The following is an 18,584-nucleotide window of genomic DNA, read 5'->3' on the forward strand; positions in this document are numbered from 1 at the left end:
CCACCAAGGAGACGAACATGAATGGATACCGCGACCTCCGCATCGGACTGCTGGGCTGCGGCTCGGTCGGTGCGCAGGTGGCCCGGCTGATCCTCGCCCACGGCGACGAGCTCGCGGCGCGCATCGGAGCGCGACTCACGCTCGCCGGGATCGCCGTGCGCGACGTCGACGCGCCCCGCGACGTCGAGCTGCCCCGAGAGCTGTTCACCACCGACGCCGAGCGCCTCGTGCAGGGCTCCGACATCGTCGTCGAGCTCATGGGCGGCATCGAGCCCGCACGCACCCTCATCAGGCAGGCGCTGCAGGGCGGCGCCGACGTGGTCACCGCGAACAAGGCGCTCATCGCCGCGCACGGGCCCGAGCTCTCCGAGGCCGCCGAGCAGGTCGGCGCCCAGCTCTCGTACGAGGCCGCCGTCGCCGCCGCGATCCCGATCCTCCGCCCCCTCCGCGAGAGCCTGGCGGGCGATCACATCACCCGCGTGCTCGGCATCGTGAACGGATCGACCAACTACATCCTGGATCGCATGGACCGCTTCGGCGACAGTGCCGAAGACGCGTCGCGCGTGGCGAGCGAGCTCGGGTTCCTCGAAGCCGACCCCACGCTCGACGTCGAGGGTTACGACGCCGCTCAGAAGGCGACCATCCTCGCGAGCATCGCCTTCCACACGGAGGTGCCGGTCGACGCCGTGCACCGCGAGGGCATCACGCAGATCACCGCCGAGCAGATCGACGCGGCCAAGAGCGCCGGCTACGTCATCAAGCTGCTCGCCATCGCCGAGCGGCTGCAGGCCGCCGACGGCACGCACGGCGTCTCGGCGCGCGTCTACCCCGCGCTGATCCGCCGCGACCACCCCCTCGCGGCCGTGCACGAGGGCAAGAACGCCGTGTTCGTCGAGGCGGAGGCGGCCGGCGAGCTCATGTTCTACGGCGCCGGAGCCGGCGGCGCCGAGACCGCGTCCGCGGTTCTGGGCGACCTCGTGTCTGCGGCGCGCCGGCACGTGGTCGGCGGCCCGGGCATCCCGGGATCGCTCCACGCCGAGCTCCCGATCCTGCCCGTCGGCGAGGTGACGACGGCCTACCAGATCATGCTCGAGGTGCGCGATCAGCCGGGCGTGCTCGCGAGCATCGCGGGCATCCTCGCCGAACGGGGCGTATCGGCCGCCAGCGTCGAGCAGACGGTCGCGGGTGCGGCCGCGGGCGAGGATCCGAGCGCGGCGCTCGTCATCGGCACGCACCGCGCCCGCGAGGCCGATCTCGCCGCCACCGTCGAGGCGCTGCGCGCCGCCGACGTCGTGACCGCCGTGACGAGCGTGCTGCGCCTCGAGGGCCAGGCGTGAGCGCCGCCGCGGGCGGCGTCGGCCGCACCGTGCAGGTGCGCGTCCCGGCGACCAGCGCGAACCTCGGGCCCGGGTTCGACACGCTCGGCATCGCCCTCGCCTACGGCGACGAGCTCTCGGTCGTCGTGCGCGACGCGCCCGGGGCGACCGTGCACGTCTCCGGGGTCGGCGCGGGGGAGGTGCCCACCGACGAGACGAACCTCGTCGTGCGCTCCGCCGCCCACGTGTTCGCGCAGCTGGGCCGCGAGATGCCCGGCATCGAGGTCACCGCGACCAACCGCATCCCCCACGGGCGCGGCATGGGGTCCTCCGGCTCCGCGATCGTCGCCGGCGTGATGATCGCGGCGGGGCTCCTGCAGAGCGACCCGCAGCGTCCGATGGCGCTGACCGAGGAGCAGCTGCTCGCCTTCGCGACCGAGCTCGAGGGGCACCCCGACAACGTCGCCCCCGCGCTCTTCGGCGGCCTGACGATCGCATGGACCACCGAGCAGGGGCCCCGGTTCAAGCGCCTCATGGTGCACCGCGGGGTGGCGCCGCTCGTGCTCGTGCCGAGCTTCACGATGTCGACGGAGCTCGCCCGCAGCCTGCAGCCGAAGCAGGTGCCGCACGAGGACGCCGTCTTCAACGTCTCGCGGTCGGCGCTCCTCATCGCCGCGCTCACGCAGAGCCCCGAGCTGCTGCTCGAGGCGACCGAGGATCGCCTGCACCAGAACTATCGCGGCGCCGCGATGCCGGCGACGCGCGACCTCATCGGGGAGCTGCGATCCGCCGGCCATGCCGCCGTGGTCTCGGGCGCCGGGCCCTCGGTGCTCGTGCTCTCGAACGGCCCGCTCGACCGCATGCAGGCGGCGGACTACGTGACGGCGCACCACCCCGACTGGCGCGTGCTCACCCTGGCCGTCGATACCAAGGGTGCTACAGTGGAGACGGCCCCTGCGGGAGCGACGCTCTAGTCTCGCCCGTCGATGTCCGCTCATGCGGGACCGTGGGCCGTTATCGCACCGTGAACACATCGCACGGTGATCCCGAAGCACGTACGTGCACCACCGCGGGAATGCGCGCCCTTCTGCGCGCGCAGCCCCGACGGCGTTCCGAGAGGAAGAACGTGGAATCCAACGTCGAAGACAACACCACTCCCGCAGCCGAGGAAGCCGCAGCGCCGCCGCGCCGCCGCGCCTCGCGCCGGGTGAGCGCAGCCGCCGGGGCGGCGGCACCGGAGCCGGCGCGGTCGGCCGAGGCCCCCGCGGCCGAGGCTCCGGCCGCCGCGGCGCCCGCCGCCGATGCCGCGCAGGCCGCAGCCGACGCTGCGCCGGCCGCCGATGAGGCTCCCGCGGCCGCCGCACCGAAGAAGCGCGCGACTCGCAGCCGCAAGAAGGTCGAAGCCGCTGTCGACGAGGCGTCGGGCGACGCCGCACCGGCCCCTGCCGCAGCGGGCTCGACCGAATCCGACGAGCAGCCCGCCGCCGCGCCGAAGAAGCGCGCGACGCGCAGCCGCAAGAAGGCCGAGACCCCCGCCGAGCCGGCGAGCGACGCCGCCGCCGACGCCGCTTCCGAGGCGCCCGCGGCCGCCGACGCCGCCTCGGCGGCAGCCCCCGCGCAGTCGAGCGATGCGACCGCTGCCGCGGCGGAGCCGGAGGCGCCCGCGAAGCGCACGCGCAGCCGCCGCGCCACGTCGGCATCCGCGGCGTCGAAGACCGACGACGCGGCATCCGCGGCGACTGATGCCGCGCAGTCCGACGCGCCCGCAGGTGCGGCGGACGACGCAGCGCGCAGCGACCGGAACTCCGAGCAGGCGGAGCGCGGCGAGCAGGAGCGCACGGAGCAGTCCGAGCGCTCGGAGCAGGACCGCGGCGAGAAGACGGAGCGCGGCGAGAAGTCGGATCGCGGCGATCGTTCGGACCGTGGCGAGAAGTCGGAGAACGGCGATGGCGAGCGTTCGAGTCGTGGTCGCCGCGGGCGCGGCCGCAATCAGAAGAACGAGAACGCCGACGCGAACGAGCAGGTCGAGGCGGCCGAGGACGAGGGCAAGCAGCGCGGCCAGAACGGCAACGGCGGCCAGAACGGCCCGAAGAACGCCGAGGCGAAGAACGGCGAGAACTCGAGCCGCTCCAGCCGCACCCGCCAGCGCGACCGCAAGCGCCGGGGCCAGGGCGACGACATCGAGCCCGAGATCACCGAGGACGACGTGCTGCTGCCCATCGCGGGCATCCTCGACGTGCTCGACAACTACGCCTTCGTGCGCACGAGCGGCTACCTCCCCGGCACGAGCGACGTCTACGTCTCCCTCGGACAGGTCAAGAAGTACGGCCTGCGTCGCGGAGACGCGGTGGTCGGCGCGATCCGGCAGCCCCGCGACAACGACGGCGCCAGCCGCCAGAAGTACAACGCGATCGTCAAGATCGACACCGTCAACGGCCGGCCGGTCGACGAGCAGGCCGAGGAGCGCGTCGATATCGCCGACCTCACCGCGATCTACCCCGAGGAGCGACTGCGCTTCGAGACCGATCAGCAGCATGTGCTCGGCCGCGCCATCGACCTCGTCGCCCCGACGGGTCTCGGCCAGCGCACCGCCCTCGTGCTGCCGGCGCATCTCGATGGCAGCGCCGTGCTCGGCGAGCTCGCCGAGGCCGTCAGCGCGAACCGCCCCGACGCGCACCTCATGCTGCTGCTCGCGAACGCGCAGCCCGAGGAGATCACGCGTCTGCAGCGCTCCGTGCGCGGCGAAGTCGTCGCCGCGAGCTTCGATCGAGCGGCCGAGGATCAGGCGATCATCGCCGAGCTCGCGATCGATCGGGCGAAGCGACTCGTCGAACTCGGCCACGACGTCGTCGTGCTCGTCGATTCGCTGAACCGGTTCGCCCGCGCGTACGCGCAGGCCCAGCATGCGCAGACCCGTCCCGCGCTCGACGAGATCGACGAGCTCGCGCTCGCGCAGATCAAGCGCCTGCTCGCCTCGGCGCGCAACGTCGAGAACGGCGGCTCGCTGACCGTCGTCGCGACGGTGCAGTCGAAGACCGGCATCGCGGCCGACAAGCTGCTGCTGCGCGAGGTGCTCGCCGTCGTCAACAGCGAGGTGCGGTTCGCGAAGACGGCTGCCGGGCTTCCCGCAGCGGTCGACTTCGAGGCGTCGCGCACCCGCAATCCCGAGTCGATGCTCGGCGCCGACGAGATCGCGGCACTGGCGACGCTGCGAGCGGCGCTCCACGAGGACGACGCCGACGATCGGCTGCGCGAGCGTCTTCGCTCCACGGCCACGAATGCGGCGCTCCTCGCAGAGGTGCAGCGCTCCGGCAGCCTGTCCTAGCACGCACGAGCCCGCCCCGGTGTTCCGGGGCGGGCTCAGTCGTCGCCGGATGCGGCGGTAGAGTCATGGCGGTCACGCCGCGAGACGTAAGGAAGATACATGTTCGAACAGGTCGCAGGGCTGATCGCGGAGCACGCGCGGTTGCAGGACGAACTCGCGGATCCCGCGCTGCACGCCGACGCGTCGCGGGCGAAGAAGGTCAACCGGAGGTACGCCGAGCTCAGCAAGATCAAGTCGGCGCACGAGCACTGGCAGCAGATGGGCGACGACCTCGAAGCGGCGCGCGAGCTCGCGAAGGAGGATGAGGCCTTCGCCGAGGAGGTTCCGGCGCTCGAGGCCGCTCTCGCCGAGGCGCAGGAGCGCGTGCGCCGACTGCTCATCCCGCGCGACCCCGACGACGCGCGCGACGTGATCCTCGAGATCAAGGGCGGCGAGGGCGGCGCCGAATCCGCGCTCTTCGGCGCTGATCTGCTGCGCATGTACCTGCACTACGCGGAGTCGAAGGGGTGGAAGACCGAGATGATCGAGGCCGACGAGAGCGATCTCGGCGGCTACAAGAACGTGCAGGTCGCCATCAAGGCGAACGCCTCCGACCCCTCGCAGGGCGCTTGGGCGCACCTCAAGTACGAAGGCGGGGTGCACCGCGTGCAGCGCGTCCCCGTCACCGAGTCCCAGGGCCGCATCCACACGTCGACCACCGGGGTGCTCGTGTACCCCGAGGTCGACGAGCCGGAGGAGGTCGGCATCAATCAGAACGACCTCAAGATCGACGTGTACCGCTCCTCGGGCCCCGGCGGGCAGTCCGTCAACACGACCGACTCGGCCGTGCGCATCACGCACCTCCCGACGGGAATCGTGGTCGCGATGCAGAACGAGAAGAGCCAGCTGCAGAACCGCGAGGCGGCCATGCGCGTGCTCCGCGCACGCCTGCTCGCGCGCCAGCAGGAGGAGGCCGCGGCCGAGGCCAGCGCGCATCGATCGAGCCAGATCCGCACGATGGATCGCTCCGAGCGCATTCGCACCTACAACTTCCCCGAGAACCGGATCGCCGATCATCGCACGGGGTACAAGGCCTACAACCTCGACCAGGTGATGAACGGAGCCCTCGACGCGGTCATCGAGTCGTGCATCCGCGCCGACGAGGAGGCCCGGCTGGCCGAGCTGGGGCAGTAGGGGAGCCCCCCTTCCGCCGTTGCCTCGGTGAGAGATTCGTCTTCGGTGAGGCGAATTCCTCCCGGAGAGTCTCACCGAAGCCGAATCCCTCACCGAAGCGCCGCCGCAGCATCCGCTCACAGGGCGTGCAGCTGAGGTGCGGCGCCGCGCGATCCACAGGTGCGCGAACCGACCCACGTGAGCGGCCATGCTGCATGCAGACTGGCGGCATGTCACTCCCCACCCTGCTCGAAGCGCTCGGCGGCGTCGCCCGCACTCGAGAGCTGCGGGATCGGGGTGCCAGCGACGCGCGCATCGCCCACGCCGTTCGCGATGGGCGGGTCGAGCGCCCCCGTCGCGGCTGGCTCGCACTGCCCGACGCCGATCCCGATCTCGTCGCAGCAGCCGCGCACGGCGTCGTGCTCACCTGCATCACGGAGGCGCAGCGCCTCGGGCTGTGGACCCTCAGCGACGGCCGCACGCACGTCGCGGCATCGAGCGCGGCGCGGCCGAGCGTCCGAGGCTGCACCGTGCACTGGGGAAGACCGCTGCAACTCCGCCCGCCGGGCACGCTCGCCGATCCGGTGGTCAATGTGCTGCAGTTCGTGGCCGACTGCCAGCCCTTCGAAGAAGCGCTCGTCGTCTGGAACTCGGCGCTGAACCGCGGGCTCGTCGACCGCTCGGCGCTGTCGCGGCTACCGCTGCGGGGAACGGCGCGACGTCTGCTGACTGCGGCGAAACCGTTCTTCGACTCGGGCCTCGAGACGCTGGTGGCCTCGCGCCTGCGGTGGACGAAGATCCGACTCCTTCCGCAGGCGCACCTCTTCGGGCATCGCGTCGATCTGCTGATCGGGGAGCGCCTCGTGCTGCAGATCGACGGCGCGTCGCACACCGGGCGTCAATGGAACGCCGACAACGCATTCGACGCGCTGCTCGTCGCCCGAGGCTATACCGTGATCCGCATCGGGTACCTGCAGATCGTCGAGGACTGGCACAGCGTGCAGTCGCAGCTCTTGGAGTGCATCGCCCAGGGGTTGCACCTGGCGCGCCGGTGACCGACGGCGCTCGGCGCTTCGGTGAGGGATTCGGCTTCCGTGAGCCACCCTCGGCGCATTCGTCTCACGGATGCCGAATCCCTCACCGAACCCGTGCCCCGCAGGCACACCCCGCAGGCACACCCCGCAGGCGCACGCCGCCAGAGCACCCCGCAGGCACACCCCGCCAGAGCACCCCTCGCCAAAGCATCTCGCCAGAGCACCCCGCGCGCAGGCAGGTCGAGACAGACGGCGGGCGCCCCGTACCGCTACGCTGAGGGCATGTCTGATGCCGCACAGCCGCTCGTGGGCCCGCTCGTCACCCTCCGCGCCCCCGCTCACGAAGATCTCGATCCGCTCGTCGCGATTCTCGGCGATCCCGAGGTCGCGCTGTGGTGGGTGGGGTACACCCCGCAGCGTGTGCGCGAGGAGTTCATCGACGCTCCCGAGACGGCGCGCATCATCGAGGTCGAGGGGCGCACCGCAGGTGCGATGTTCGTGCTGCGCGGCGAGGACCCCGAGTACCCCACCACGGTGATGCACCTCTTCATCGGCACCGAATTCCGAGGGCGCCGCATCGGCGAAGAAGCGCTCGCGCTCGCGATCCGCTCGGAGTTCGCAGCCGGGATCAGCCGCGTCACCCTCGACCCGAACGCCAACAACGCGGGGGCGATCCGCAGTTACGAGCGGCTCGGATTCAAGCGCATCGGCGTGCTCCGCGACTACCAGGTGCGCCCCGGTGGAGCGCTCGAAGACGCCGTGTTCCTCGACATCACCCGCTCCGACTTCCCCGACGGCCCGCCCCTGCCCCCGCGCGACTGACCGTCGGCGACCGGGCCGACGCGGCCCGCGCGGCGGTAGCATGGCTGCATGCGCGCCGCCCGTCCGATCCTGCCCTGGGTCGTCTGGGGAATCGCGGCGCTGTCGTACGCGGTGGCGATCATCAACCGCTCATCGCTGTCGGCGCTGGGGCCGGCCGCGCAGGAGCACTTCGGCATCGACGCGACGACGCTGGCGGCGTTCCCCGTGATCCAGCTCGTGGTGTACGCGGGGCTGCAGATTCCCGTCGGGGTGCTGCTCGATCGCATCGGCGCGCGCGCGATGATCCTCATCGGGGGCGCGTTGATGATCTCCGGGCAGGCGGCGATGGCGACGGTGCCCGAGGTGTCGTTCGCGATCTTCGCGCGCGTGCTGGTGGGGGCGGGCGACGCCTGCACCTTCATCAGCGTGATGCGGATGCTGCCCGAGTGGTTCTCGCTGCGGCAGCTGCCGACGATCAGCCAGGTGACCGGTCTGATCGGTCAGTCGGGTCAGCTCGTCTCGGTCGTGCCCCTGGCGGTGCTGGTCGGCGGCGCCGGGTGGATGGGCGGGTTCCTCGGGCTCGCCGCGGTCGGGCTTCTCGTCGTCATTCTCGGCGTCGTGGTGCTGCGCGATGCGCCGGGGGAGGGCACGCTGCTCGAGCGCATCATCGGCAGGCGGGGGCGCATCACGGAGAACGCCCGTTCATTCGCGGATTCGCGCACGGCGGCGCTCGCGGCCGTGCAGCCGCCGGCGACGGAGATGATCCCGGTGATCTCCGAGGTGCGCTTGCGCGGGCTGGGCTTCTGGAACCGGGCGCGCCGCCTGCTGCGCCTGCCGGGCGTGCGACTCGCGTACTGGGTGCACTTCGCCTCGCCGTTCGCGGCGAACGTCTTCCTGCTGCTCTGGGGCACCCCGTTCCTGGTCGGTGGTCTGGGGCTCGACGAGGTGGCGGCGCGGGGCCTGTTGAGCCTCACGGTGATCTCGTCGATGGTCGCGAGCGTGGTGCTCGGCCCGCTGAGCTCTCGCTTCATCGAGCGCCGCGTCTGGTTCAATCTGGGCATCACCGTCGCGATCGCGCTCGTGTGGACGGCGGTGATCGTGTGGCCGGCGACGCCGCCGCTTGCACTGGTGCTCGTGCTGCTGCTGATCCTTCCCCTCGGGGGGCCCGCGTCGATGATCGCGTTCGAGGTGGCGCGATCGCACACGCCGCGCAGCTACGCGGGCTTCGGCACCGGGCTCGTGAATACGGGCGGGTTCACGGCGTCGCTGCTGGTGATCCTGCTGATCGGCCTGGTGCTCGACGTGCAGGGCGCGGGATCGCCCGAGGACTACTCGCTCCACGCGTTCCAGGTGGCGTTCGCGGTGCAGATCCCGTTCTGGGTGCTGGGCATCGTGATGATCGTGGTCGAGCAGCGCCGCACGAAGCGCTGGATGGAGGACAACGGGCGCACGCTGCGCTGAGGCCACCCGCACGCTGCGCTGAGGCCACCCGCACGCTGCGCTGAGGCCACCCGCACGCTGCGCTGAGGCCTCTGCAAGCAGCGCCGTGGCCCCTCCGGTCAGATCACGTAGAAGTCGGCCATGTCGGGCTGCTCGATCGGGGCGCCGCGGCGCGGTCTCCCACTGGCGGGGATGCCGGTCAGCGTCGTCCACGGGGGCGCGGAGCGCACCACGACCGCGTTCGACCCGATCGCGCTGTCGTGCCCGATGTCGATGTCGCCGAGCAGTTTCGCGCCGGCTCCGATGACGACGCGGTTGCCGACGGTGGGGTGCCGTTTGCCGCGATCGTGGCCCGTGCCGCCCAGGGTGACGCCGTGGTAGATGAGCACGTCGTCGCCGACAACGGCGGTCTCGCCGATGACGACGCCCATGCCGTGGTCGATGAAGAGTCGGCGGCCGATGGTGGCACCGGGGTGGATCTCGATGCCCGAGCAGAACCGCGAGAGCTGGGCGATGGCGCGCGGCAGGAAGCGCAGCCCCCGCCTCCACAGCGCGTGCGAGAGCCGATGCCACCACACGGCGTGGAGCCCCGAGTACACGAAGAACACCTCCGCGGCACTGCGCGCTGCGGGATCGTGCGCGCGTGCTGCGGAGATGTCTTCGCGGATGCGGGAGAACACGCTCATGCGGTGCGGTGCGTCGGCGGCCTTCGCGGGGCCGCGGTCAGGAGTTGAGGTCTTCGAAGAGCACCGTCGAGAAGTAGCGCTCGCCGAAGTCGGGAACGACGACGACGATCTTCTTCCCGGCGTTCTCCGGGCGGCGCGCCACCTGAGTCGCCGCCCACACCGCGGAACCGCCCGAGATGCCCGCGAGGATGCCCTCGTCGGTGCCGAGCGCGCGCGCCGTGGCGATGGAGTCGGCGAGGGTCACGTCAATGACCTCGTCGTACACCTCGCGGTCAAGGATCGGGGGCACGAAGTTCGCGCCGAGGCCCTGGATCTTGTGCGGGCCCGCGGTGCCCTCGGTGAGCAGCGGGGAGTCGATGGGCTCGACCGCGACGACCCGGATGTCGGGGTTCTGCTCCTTGAGGTATCCTCCGGCGCCCGTGATCGTGCCGCCGGTGCCGATGCCCGCGACGAAGATGTCGATCTTCCCGTCGGTGTCGTTCCACACCTCGGGGCCGGTGGTGGCGCGGTGGATCGCCGGGTTGGCCGGGTTGGCGAACTGCTTGGCGAGCACGGCTCCGGGGGTGCTCGCGGCGATCTCCTCCGCCTTGGCGACCGCGCCCTTCATGCCGAGCGGGCCCTCGGTGAGCACGATCTCGGCGCCGTACGCCCGCAGCATCTTGCGGCGCTCGATGCTCATCGTCTCGGGCATGGTGAGGATCACGCGGTACCCGCGCGCCGCGCCGACGAAGGCGAGGGCGATGCCGGTGTTGCCGCTCGTGCCCTCGACGATGGTGCCGCCGGGCTGCAGGTCGCCCGACTGCTCGGCGGCGTCGATGATGGCGATGCCGATGCGATCCTTCACGGATCCGGCGGGGTTGTAGAACTCGAGCTTCGCGAGCACCTCGGCGCCCGCGTTCTCGGTGACGCGATTCAGCCGGACGAGGGGCGTGTTGCCGAATGCCTGGGTGATGTTGTCGTAGGTCCGTGCCATGGTGCTGCATCCTCCTGGGATCGAATCGTCGCGCGCCGGTGGGGCGTCGAGGCCTCCTCAACTATATCGATCAGTTATCGGTCGCGTTCGCAGAGGTTATGCAGGATGTCGCGGTGTGACGGCGCACCCCGCCGCCGCCGTGCTCGCCGGCGCAGAGGAGGGGGCCGGGTGTGGAAGGGTAAGGGTATGCACGACGAACCCGGCCGCGAGCCGACCCCGAACCCGCGGATCGATGCGCTGCTCGATGAGATGCGCCAGCGGCTCGGCGAGGGGGGCGTCGAGGATCCCGCGACCGACGCCGAGCTGCTCCTCGCCCACGTGCTGGGCGCGACGCGCGGGCGCGTCCAGGCCCTCGCCGTGATGCGCGAGCGACTCGCCCCCGATGCCGCCGCGAGCGCGCGCGGGCTCGCCGAGGAGCGCGCCCGACGCATTCCGCTCCAGCACCTGACCGGCCGCGCGCCGTTCCGATCGATCGAGCTCGCGGTGGGGCCGGGGGTATTCGTGCCGCGGCCCGAGACCGAGGTCGTCGCCCAGTTCGCCATCGACGCGCTGCAGGCGGTGCCCGATCCGGCGCCGCTCGCCGTCGATCTGTGCACCGGGAGCGGCGCGCTGGCGCTGGCGCTGGCGCACGAGGTGCCGAGCGCGCGCGTTTGGGCCGTGGAGATGAGCCGGGAGGCCCGCGCGTGGGCGGAGCGCAATGTCGCGGAGTGGGGCGACGGGCGCGTCGCGCTGGTGGCGGGGGATGCGACCGCGCTCTCGGCGATCCCCGAACTCGCTCCGCTCGCCGGCCGCGTGCACGTGGTCGTCTCGAATCCGCCGTACGTGCCGAGCGGGATGGTGCCGCGCGATCCCGAGGTGCGCGACCACGATCCGCAGCTCGCGCTGTACGGGGGCGTCGACGGGCTCGACGTCGTGCGCGGCATCAGCCGGTCCGCGCGCGAGCTCCTCGTCCCGGGAGGCGCCGTCGTGATCGAGCATGCGGAGTCGCAGGGGCGTGCGATCCGGGAGGTGCTGGCCGCCGACGGGTGGCGCGCGGCCGCCACGCACCCCGATCTCACCGGTCGGGACCGGGTCACGACGGCACTGCGCTGACGGGTGCCGGGAGCTCCCGCGCCGGCGAGCCGACGGGAGTAGACTGGCGAGCTATGGCCGAGTTCTTCGATTGCTCCGACAGTTCGCAACTGCTCGCAGGCACGCGCACCGCGCGGCAGGCGATCGGGCGGGGCGAACTGATCGTCATGCCGACGGACACCGTCTACGGCGTCGCAGCCGACGCGTTCACCCCCGAGGCCGTGCAGCGACTGCTCGACGCGAAGGGTCGCGGTCGGCAGTCGCCTCCGCCGGTCCTGATCCCGAACGTGGAGACGCTGGCGGCGCTCGCGGCCGAGGTGGTCGCGCCCGTGCGCGCACTCGCCGACGCGTTCTGGCCGGGCGCGCTGACCATCATCACGCAGGCGAACCCGCTGCTCAGCTGGGATCTCGGCGAGACGGGCGGCACGGTCGCGCTCCGGATCCCGCATCAGCCGCTGGCGCTGGAGCTGCTGCGCGAGACGGGGCCGCTCGCGGTGTCGTCGGCGAATCTCACGGGCGAGCCCGCGGCACGCACCGCTGCCGAGGCCCGGGGAATGCTGGGGGACTCCGTCTCGGTCTACCTCGAGGCCGGGCCGGCGGCCGGGGACGGCGTCGCTTCGACCATCGTCGACGCCACCCGCCTCACGGAGGAGGGCGGCGAGCTCCGCATCCTCCGCGAGGGCGGGGTCTCGCGCGAGCTGATCGCGGAGCTGCTGCCGCAGGTCGCGTTCGGGGAGTAGCGTGCTGGCCTACGTGACGGTGGTCGCGGTCGCGGCTCTCGTCACTGCGCTCGCCTCCTGGGGAGTGCTGCGGCTGAGCCGTCGCCTCCGCCTTGCGCCCGAGGTGCGCGCCCGCGACGTGCACAGCGCCCCGACGCCGCGGCTCGGCGGCGTCGCCATGTTCCTCGGCATTCTGGCCGCGTTCGTCGTCGCGGGCACGCAGAGCGAGTTCGCCTCCCTCTTCGAGCAGCGCGACCAGATCTGGGCGCTGCTCGGCGCCTGCGCCATCATCGCCGTGGTCGGGGTGCTCGACGACCTGCTCGACCTCGACTGGATGATCAAGCTGGCGGCGCAGCTCGTCGCCTCGGGCCTGCTCGCGTGGAGCGGCATCCAGATCGTCTCCCTTCCTTTCGGCGACACCCTCATCATCGGCTCGCCGGTCGTGAACTTCGTGCTGACGGTCTTCCTCATGACGCTGGTGATGAACGCGGTCAACTTCGTCGACGGGCTCGACGGGCTCGTCGCGGGCGTGGCGATCATCGCGAATTCGCTGTTCTTCATCTACACGCGCCTGCTCAACGATCAGATCGGGCGGGTCGACTCGGTCGTGCTCGCGAGCCTCATCGCCATCGTCGTCGTCGGCATCTGCGCGGGGTTCCTGCCGTTCAACTGGCATCGGGCGCGAATGTTCATGGGCGATACGGGTGCGCTGCTCGTCGGGCTGCTCATGGCGACGTCGACCGTGTCGGTGACGGGGCAGCTGAACCCCGCCTCGCTCGACCAGAAGCTGGTGCTCGCGAGTTACATCCCGATCATCCTCCCGATCGCGGTGCTCGCCCTGCCGCTCGCCGATTTCTCCCTGGCCGTCGCCCGGCGGTTGCGGGCCGGCAAGAGCCCGTTCACGGCGGATCGCCTCCACCTGCACCATCGTCTCCTCGACATGGGGCATTCGCCGCTCCAGGCCGTCTGCATCTTCTACGCGGGCACGGCCGTGCTCTCGGTGGCGGTGCTGCTCGTGTTCACGACGCAGAGCTTCGTGCTCCCCGTCGTCGTGCTCGTGCTCGGGGGAGCGGCGACGTTCGCGCTCCTTGTCTTCCCGGCCCAGCGCGTTCGTGCAGCCGCGGCTCGGCGGGGCTTGGTACCGTTGACGGGACGGCGCACCCGAGCCGACGCCGCCGGCGTCGATGCGCTCGCCGAGTCGGCGCCGCCGAAAGGATCCCAGAGTGAGTGATCTCGCGCAGCCGAACGAGACCGACCCTCGCCCGATGCCGACCTCCCAGCCCGTGCTCCTGCGCGCGCTCCGCTGGGGGCTCATCGTCACGGCGGCGCTGATCGCGGCGTTCGCCGTGATCGGTTTCCTGGTCTCCGGGCAGCCCGGCCTCTGGGGCGGCATGATCGGCACGGCGCTCGGCGGGCTCTTCCTCATGATGACCGTCGGCAGCATCGCCTTCGCGAACCGCTTCATCGACCGCGACTTCTACATCACGGCCTTCTTCGGCATCGTGCTGGGCAGCTGGGTCTTCAAGTTCATCGTCTTCATCGCCGCCGTCGTGCTGCTGCGCGACGCGGAGTGGCTCGATACCCGCATGCTGTTCTTCGGCGTCATCGCGAGCGTGTTCGCGTCGCTGGTGCTCGACGTGGTAGTCATCTCCCGGTCGCGCATCCCGATCATCTCGGACCGCTCGCGCCCCTGAACCTGTGATCACGCCGCTCCGAGTTTCTTCTGGGGCGGAAAGGTTGATAGACTCAAGTACGTTCCCTGCTGGGCTGGTTGCGCTGTGCCACCGCCGCCCCGGGGGCACGACCACCGTTCGACACCGTGCAGGCTGCAGGCCGCACCGAAGTCAGGAGAATGGCGCTGTTCGCTAACGCTATGCACCTCGTGGCCCCCGTTCTTTTCGCGGCCGAAGAGGGTGAATTCCACGCGCCGACGATGGCCGAGTTCTTCCCCGACATCGTGCTCTTCGAAGGTACGCCGTTCGCCATGAACCGGATCATGCTGATCCGCGTCCTCATGATGGTGGTGCTGCTGCTCCTCTTCTGGCTCGGCACCCGCCGCATGCGCGTCATCCCGACGCGCGGGCAGTCGCTCGCCGAGATGGCGCTCGACTTCGTGCGCGTCAACATCGCGGAGGATCTGCTCGGCAAGAAGGACGGCCGGCGCTTCCTGCCGATCCTGACCGCCATCTTCTTCACCGTGCTGGCGTTCAACATCACGGGCATCATCCCGGGTCTGAACATCGCGGCGAGCTCGGTCATCGGCTTCCCGCTGACGCTCGCGGTGGTCTCGTACGTGACCTTCATCTACGCCGGCATCAAGAAGAGCCCGGGCAACTTCTTCAAGAACGCGCTCTTCCCGTCGGGCGTGCCGAAGGCCATCTACATCATCGTCACGCCGATCGAGTTCGTGTCGACGTTCATCATCCGCCCGGTGACCCTCACCCTGCGACTGCTGATGAACATGCTGGTGGGCCACCTCCTCCTGGTGCTCCTCTTCGCAGCGACCCAGTTCTTCCTCTTCTCGGGCGAGGGCTTCTTCAAGCTCTTCGGCGTCGGCACGTTCGCATTCGGCGCAGCGTTCACGATCTTCGAGATCCTCGTCGCCGTACTGCAGGCCTACGTCTTCGCACTTCTCACCGCCGTCTACATCCAGCTCGCGCTGGCTGAAGAGCACTAACCAATCGGGTTCGGCAACCGCCGCGCTCACATACGGAAGGAAACACATACCGTGTCTGTTCTCGCTGAAATCTCGGGCAACATCGCAACCGTCGGTTACGGCCTCGCTGCTATCGGCCCCGCCATCGGCGTGGGTATCGTCGTCGGCAAGACCATCGAGGGTGTCGCCCGCCAACCCGAGCTCGCCGGCCGCCTCCAGGTCCTCATGTGGATCGGCATCGCGTTCACCGAGGCGCTCGCGTTCATCGCGATCGCGACGCCGTTCATCTTCGCTGCGTAAGCCGCTTTCACCTTTCCCTAGTCTCGAAAGGGAGGCTCGATGAATAACGCAGTCTTCGTTGCAGCGGAGGAGGGCGCGAACCTCAATCCGCTTCTCCCCGCAACGTACGACATCGTGTGGTCTGCGGTCGTCTTCGCCATCATCCTCGTCGCGTTCTGGAAGGTCTTCCTTCCCAAGATGCAGACGATGCTGGATGCTCGCGCAGAGGCGATCGAGGGCAACATCGCCAAGGCCGACGAGGCTCAGGCGAAGGCCGAGGCCGCGCTCCAGGAGTACACCGCTCAGCTCGCCAGCGCCCGTCAGGAAGCCGGCGAGATCCGTGAGTCCGCCCGCCTCGATGCGAACAAGATCGTCGCGAAGGCGAAGGAGGATGCGGTGACCGAGCAGGCGCGCATCACCCACGCCGCGCAGGCGCAGATCGAGGCCGAGCGCCAGAGCGCAGTCGTGTCTCTGCGCAAGGATGTCGGATCGCTCGCGATCGACCTCGCCTCGAGCGTGGTCGGCGCGTCGCTGACCGACGACCAGAAGGCATCGGCGCTCGTCGACCGCTTCCTGGCCGACCTCGAAGCATCCGAGAAGGCGGCTCAGTAATGGGAAGCGCGTCACGCGAAGCACTGGCCCAGGCGCGCACCGCGCTCGGGTCGGGTCTCGACACGAACGTCGGCGGCGAGCTGCTCCAGGCGGCGCGTCGGATCGCTGAGAGCCCCGCGCTCGCAGCGGCGCTCGGCGACGCCTCGGCTCCGGCTCAGGCGAAGTCGCAGCTGGTCGAGCGACTCTTCAGCGGTCTCTCCGCTGGCGCGCGCTCCGTACTCACCGCCGCCGTGCAGGCCCGGTGGTCGAATGTCGCCGAGTTCGTCTCGGGCATCGAAGAGCTCGGGATCCGCGCCGAGGGAGCCGCGAACGCGGCCCTCTCGGACGAGCTCCTCGCCGTGGTCGGTGTGATCGACCGCAATCATGAACTGCAACTCAGTCTCGGCAGCAAGCTGGCGGACCCCGCCGGCAAGCTCGCCCTCGTGCAGCGCCTCTTCCAGGGGAAGACCTCGGCTTCGGCTCTGGCGGTCCTCTCGCATCTCGTCGCAAGCCCTCGCGGGCGTCGCCTCGATGCGACTCTGCGTCAGGCCGCGCGCCTCGCGGCGGATGAGGCCGGGAGCGAGCTCGCAACGGTGACCGTTGCAGCGCCGCTCACGGCGGAGCAGCAGCAGCGTCTGGCACGCGCACTCGAACGGTCGGCGGGGCGCCCCGTGCGCATCACGACCGTCGTCGATCCGGCTCTGGTCGGCGGCATCCGGGTGCAGATCGCCGATGACGTCATCGACGGCAGCGTTCGCGCGCGACTCGCCGATCTCCGACAGCAGCTCGCTGCATAGCGACAACTTTTCACCCCCGGGGGCGGCGCTTCCGGAACAGACAGAGGAAACGAAATGGCAGAACTCTCAATCAGCCCGGACGAGATCCGTAACGCGCTGAAGGACTTCGCAGCGTCGTACGAGCCGACCGAGGCTGGCAAGACCGAGGTCGGCACGGTCGTCGACGCCGCTGACGGCATCGCGCACGTCGAGGGCCTCCCGGGCGTGATGGCGAACGAGCTCATCCGCTTCGCGGACGGCACGCTCGGGCTCGCGCAGAACCTGGAGGAGAACGAGATCGGCGTCGTCGTGCTCGGCGAGTTCACCGGCATCGAAGAGGGCCAGCAGGTCACTCGCACCGGTGAGGTCCTCTCCGTTCCCGTCGGCGAGGGCTACCTCGGCCGCGTGGTCGATCCCCTCGGCAAGCCGATCGACGGCCTCGGCGAGATCACCGCGATCGAGGGCCGCCGTGCGCTCGAGCTGCAGGCCCCCGGCGTCATGCAGCGCAAGTCGGTGCACGAGCCGCTGCAGACCGGCATCAAGGCGATCGACGCGATGATCCCCGTCGGCCGCGGCCAGCGCCAGCTCATCATCGGCGACCGCCAGACCGGCAAGACGGCGATCGCGATCGACACGATCATCAACCAGAAGGCGAACTGGGAGTCGGGCGACGTCACGAAGCAGGTGCGCTGCATCTACGTCGCGATCGGCCAGAAGGGCTCGACCATCGCCTCGGTGAAGGGCGCGCTCGAAGACGCCGGCGCCATGGAGTACACGACCATCGTGGCCTCGCCGGCTTCCGACCCCGCGGGCTACAAGTACCTGGCTCCCTACACCGGCTCGGCCATCGGCCAGCACTGGATGTACGCCGGCAAGCACGTGCTCGTGATCTTCGACGACCTCTCGAAGCAGGCTGAGGCCTACCGCGCCGTGTCGCTGCTGCTGCGCCGTCCGCCGGGGCGCGAGGCCTACCCGGGCGACGTCTTCTACCTGCACTCCCGTCTGCTCGAGCGGTGCGCGAAGCTCTCCGACGAGCTCGGCGCGGGTTCGATGACCGGCCTGCCGATCATCGAGACCAAGGCGAACGACGTCTCCGCCTACATCCCGACCAACGTGATCTCGATCACCGACGGCCAGATCTTCCTGCAGTCGGACCTCTTCAACTCGAACCAGCGTCCCGCGGTCGACGTGGGCATCTCGGTGTCGCGCGTCGGCGGCGATGCGCAGGTGAAGTCGATCAAGAAGGTCTCGGGCACGTTGAAGCTCGAGCTCGCGCAGTACCGCGCGCTCGAGGCGTTCGCGATGTTCGCCTCCGACCTCGACGCGACCAGCCGCAAGCAGCTCGCACGCGGCGCGCGCCTCACCGAGCTGCTCAAGCAGCCGCAGTACACGCCGTACCCGGTGGAGGAGCAGACGGTTTCGATCTGGGCCGGCACCAAGGGATTCATGGACGATGTGCCGGTGGAGGACATCCTCCGCTTCGAGCGCGAGTTCCTCGACTACCTCGGCCGCAACTCCGAGGTGCTGAGCACCCTCCGCGAGACCAACGTCCTCGATGACGCGATCGTCGCCGAGCTCGAGCGCCAGATCGGCAAGTTCACGGGCGAGTTCCGCACGTCGAGCGGGCAGAGCCTGAGCGAGCAGTTCGACGCGATCGACGAAGCCGAGATCCAGCAGGAGCAGCTGGTCGTCACCAAGAAGTAGGGAACCCCGGGCGGGGGCCGCGCCCCCGCCCGTCCCGAACCTTGATCACCAGCCAGCCCCA

18 protein-coding genes are annotated in these 18,584 nt (G+C 70.4%); 16 read left to right on the forward strand and 2 right to left on the reverse strand.

Features of this window, described 5'->3' with window-relative positions; all coding sequences use genetic code 11:
• Positions 1–17: 17 nt before the first annotated feature.
• The 7 genes from BLT44_RS08325 (at position 18) to BLT44_RS08355 (ending at position 9,089) form a co-directional block, all read left to right on the forward strand.
• Positions 18–1,337, forward strand: coding sequence for a homoserine dehydrogenase (locus BLT44_RS08325; RefSeq protein WP_010157588.1), 1,320 nt, complete (start codon positions 18–20; stop codon positions 1,335–1,337).
• Complete coding sequence (gene thrB / locus BLT44_RS08330) at positions 1,334–2,290, forward strand: homoserine kinase (RefSeq protein ID WP_010157587.1); 957 nt, start codon at positions 1,334–1,336, stop codon at positions 2,288–2,290. The genes BLT44_RS08325 and thrB overlap by 4 nt, the downstream gene beginning before the upstream one ends.
• A gap of 152 nt (positions 2,291–2,442) precedes the next feature.
• The gene (locus tag BLT44_RS08335) at positions 2,443–4,641 is read left to right on the forward strand and encodes a transcription termination factor Rho (RefSeq protein WP_074690138.1); all 2,199 of its coding nucleotides are present in this window, start codon (positions 2,443–2,445) and stop codon (positions 4,639–4,641) included.
• A gap of 99 nt (positions 4,642–4,740) precedes the next feature.
• Complete coding sequence (gene prfA / locus BLT44_RS08340) at positions 4,741–5,814, forward strand: peptide chain release factor 1 (protein WP_010157585.1); 1,074 nt, start codon at positions 4,741–4,743, stop codon at positions 5,812–5,814.
• 209 nt (positions 5,815–6,023) lie between these two features.
• A complete protein-coding gene (locus BLT44_RS08345; protein ID WP_010157584.1) occupies positions 6,024–6,848 on the forward strand; it encodes a type IV toxin-antitoxin system AbiEi family antitoxin domain-containing protein in 825 nt (274 codons plus the stop codon).
• 261 nt (positions 6,849–7,109) lie between these two features.
• Positions 7,110–7,649: a GNAT family N-acetyltransferase gene (locus BLT44_RS08350; RefSeq protein ID WP_010157583.1), complete on the forward strand. Its 540-nt coding sequence runs from the start codon at positions 7,110–7,112 to the stop codon at positions 7,647–7,649.
• Between the two features lie 48 nt (positions 7,650–7,697).
• The gene (locus BLT44_RS08355) at positions 7,698–9,089 is read left to right on the forward strand and encodes an MFS transporter (RefSeq protein WP_010157582.1); all 1,392 of its coding nucleotides are present in this window, start codon (positions 7,698–7,700) and stop codon (positions 9,087–9,089) included.
• A gap of 98 nt (positions 9,090–9,187) precedes the next feature.
• Here the strand turns inward: BLT44_RS08355 and cysE are convergent, their stop codons facing one another.
• On the reverse strand, positions 9,188–9,754 hold the full coding sequence (gene cysE / locus BLT44_RS08360; RefSeq protein ID WP_010157581.1) for a serine O-acetyltransferase: 567 nt from the start codon (positions 9,752–9,754) through the stop codon (positions 9,188–9,190).
• Positions 9,755–9,791: 37 nt separating this feature from the next.
• Entirely contained in the window at positions 9,792–10,727 is a 936-nt protein-coding gene (gene cysK, locus BLT44_RS08365) for a cysteine synthase A (protein ID WP_010157580.1), read from the reverse strand.
• A gap of 186 nt (positions 10,728–10,913) precedes the next feature.
• Here cysK and prmC point away from each other — a divergent pair, with 186 nt between their 5' ends.
• From prmC to atpA, 9 genes are all read left to right on the forward strand, one after another.
• Positions 10,914–11,819, forward strand: coding sequence for a peptide chain release factor N(5)-glutamine methyltransferase (gene prmC / locus BLT44_RS08370; RefSeq protein WP_010157579.1), 906 nt, complete (start codon positions 10,914–10,916; stop codon positions 11,817–11,819).
• A 53-nt stretch (positions 11,820–11,872) separates the two neighbouring features.
• Complete coding sequence (locus BLT44_RS08375; protein WP_010157578.1) at positions 11,873–12,538, forward strand: L-threonylcarbamoyladenylate synthase; 666 nt, start codon at positions 11,873–11,875, stop codon at positions 12,536–12,538.
• Between the two features lies 1 nt (position 12,539).
• A complete protein-coding gene (locus tag BLT44_RS08380) occupies positions 12,540–13,748 on the forward strand; it encodes an MraY family glycosyltransferase (protein ID WP_010157577.1) in 1,209 nt (402 codons plus the stop codon).
• Positions 13,741–14,211: a Cg1360 family ATP-synthase-associated protein gene (locus BLT44_RS08385; protein ID WP_010157576.1), complete on the forward strand. Its 471-nt coding sequence runs from the start codon at positions 13,741–13,743 to the stop codon at positions 14,209–14,211. Before BLT44_RS08380 ends, BLT44_RS08385 begins: the two co-directional genes overlap by 8 nt.
• A gap of 158 nt (positions 14,212–14,369) precedes the next feature.
• Complete coding sequence (gene atpB, locus BLT44_RS08390; protein WP_010157575.1) at positions 14,370–15,194, forward strand: F0F1 ATP synthase subunit A; 825 nt, start codon at positions 14,370–14,372, stop codon at positions 15,192–15,194.
• Positions 15,195–15,245: 51 nt separating this feature from the next.
• Positions 15,246–15,473 (forward strand): ATP synthase F0 subunit C, encoded by a 228-nt coding sequence (gene atpE / locus BLT44_RS08395; RefSeq protein WP_010157574.1) that lies wholly within the window; start codon positions 15,246–15,248, stop codon positions 15,471–15,473.
• 39 nt (positions 15,474–15,512) lie between these two features.
• Positions 15,513–16,064 (forward strand): F0F1 ATP synthase subunit B, encoded by a 552-nt coding sequence (locus BLT44_RS08400; RefSeq protein WP_010157573.1) that lies wholly within the window; start codon positions 15,513–15,515, stop codon positions 16,062–16,064.
• The gene (locus BLT44_RS08405; protein WP_010157572.1) at positions 16,064–16,840 is read left to right on the forward strand and encodes a F0F1 ATP synthase subunit delta; all 777 of its coding nucleotides are present in this window, start codon (positions 16,064–16,066) and stop codon (positions 16,838–16,840) included. The genes BLT44_RS08400 and BLT44_RS08405 overlap by 1 nt, the downstream gene beginning before the upstream one ends.
• A gap of 54 nt (positions 16,841–16,894) precedes the next feature.
• Positions 16,895–18,523 carry a F0F1 ATP synthase subunit alpha gene (gene atpA / locus BLT44_RS08410; RefSeq protein ID WP_010157571.1) on the forward strand — a complete coding sequence of 543 codons (1,629 nt, stop codon included), beginning with the start codon at positions 16,895–16,897 and terminating at the stop codon, positions 18,521–18,523.
• The last annotated feature ends 61 nt before the right edge of the window (positions 18,524–18,584 follow it).

This window comes from Leucobacter chromiiresistens, assembly GCF_900102345.1.
GTDB lineage: Bacteria > Actinomycetota > Actinomycetes > Actinomycetales > Microbacteriaceae > Leucobacter > Leucobacter chromiiresistens.

Excerpts from the sequence above, each read along its gene's own strand:
- BLT44_RS08325 (WP_010157588.1), top strand. The coding sequence starts at position 18 with ATGAATGGATACCGCGACCTCCGCATCGGACTGCTGGGCTGCGGCTCG.
- prfA (WP_010157585.1), top strand. The coding sequence starts at position 4,741 with ATGTTCGAACAGGTCGCAGGGCTGATCGCGGAGCACGCGCGGTTGCAG.
- BLT44_RS08345 (WP_010157584.1), top strand. The coding sequence starts at position 6,024 with ATGTCACTCCCCACCCTGCTCGAAGCGCTCGGCGGCGTCGCCCGCACT.
- BLT44_RS08350 (WP_010157583.1), top strand. The coding sequence starts at position 7,110 with ATGTCTGATGCCGCACAGCCGCTCGTGGGCCCGCTCGTCACCCTCCGC.
- BLT44_RS08355 (WP_010157582.1), top strand. The coding sequence starts at position 7,698 with ATGCGCGCCGCCCGTCCGATCCTGCCCTGGGTCGTCTGGGGAATCGCG.
- cysE (WP_010157581.1), bottom strand. The coding sequence starts at position 9,754 with ATGAGCGTGTTCTCCCGCATCCGCGAAGACATCTCCGCAGCACGCGCG.
- cysK (WP_010157580.1), bottom strand. The coding sequence starts at position 10,727 with ATGGCACGGACCTACGACAACATCACCCAGGCATTCGGCAACACGCCC.
- prmC (WP_010157579.1), top strand. The coding sequence starts at position 10,914 with ATGCACGACGAACCCGGCCGCGAGCCGACCCCGAACCCGCGGATCGAT.
- BLT44_RS08375 (WP_010157578.1), top strand. The coding sequence starts at position 11,873 with ATGGCCGAGTTCTTCGATTGCTCCGACAGTTCGCAACTGCTCGCAGGC.
- atpB (WP_010157575.1), top strand. The coding sequence starts at position 14,370 with ATGGCGCTGTTCGCTAACGCTATGCACCTCGTGGCCCCCGTTCTTTTC.
- BLT44_RS08400 (WP_010157573.1), top strand. The coding sequence starts at position 15,513 with ATGAATAACGCAGTCTTCGTTGCAGCGGAGGAGGGCGCGAACCTCAAT.
- BLT44_RS08405 (WP_010157572.1), top strand. The coding sequence starts at position 16,064 with ATGGGAAGCGCGTCACGCGAAGCACTGGCCCAGGCGCGCACCGCGCTC.
- atpA (WP_010157571.1), top strand. The coding sequence starts at position 16,895 with ATGGCAGAACTCTCAATCAGCCCGGACGAGATCCGTAACGCGCTGAAG.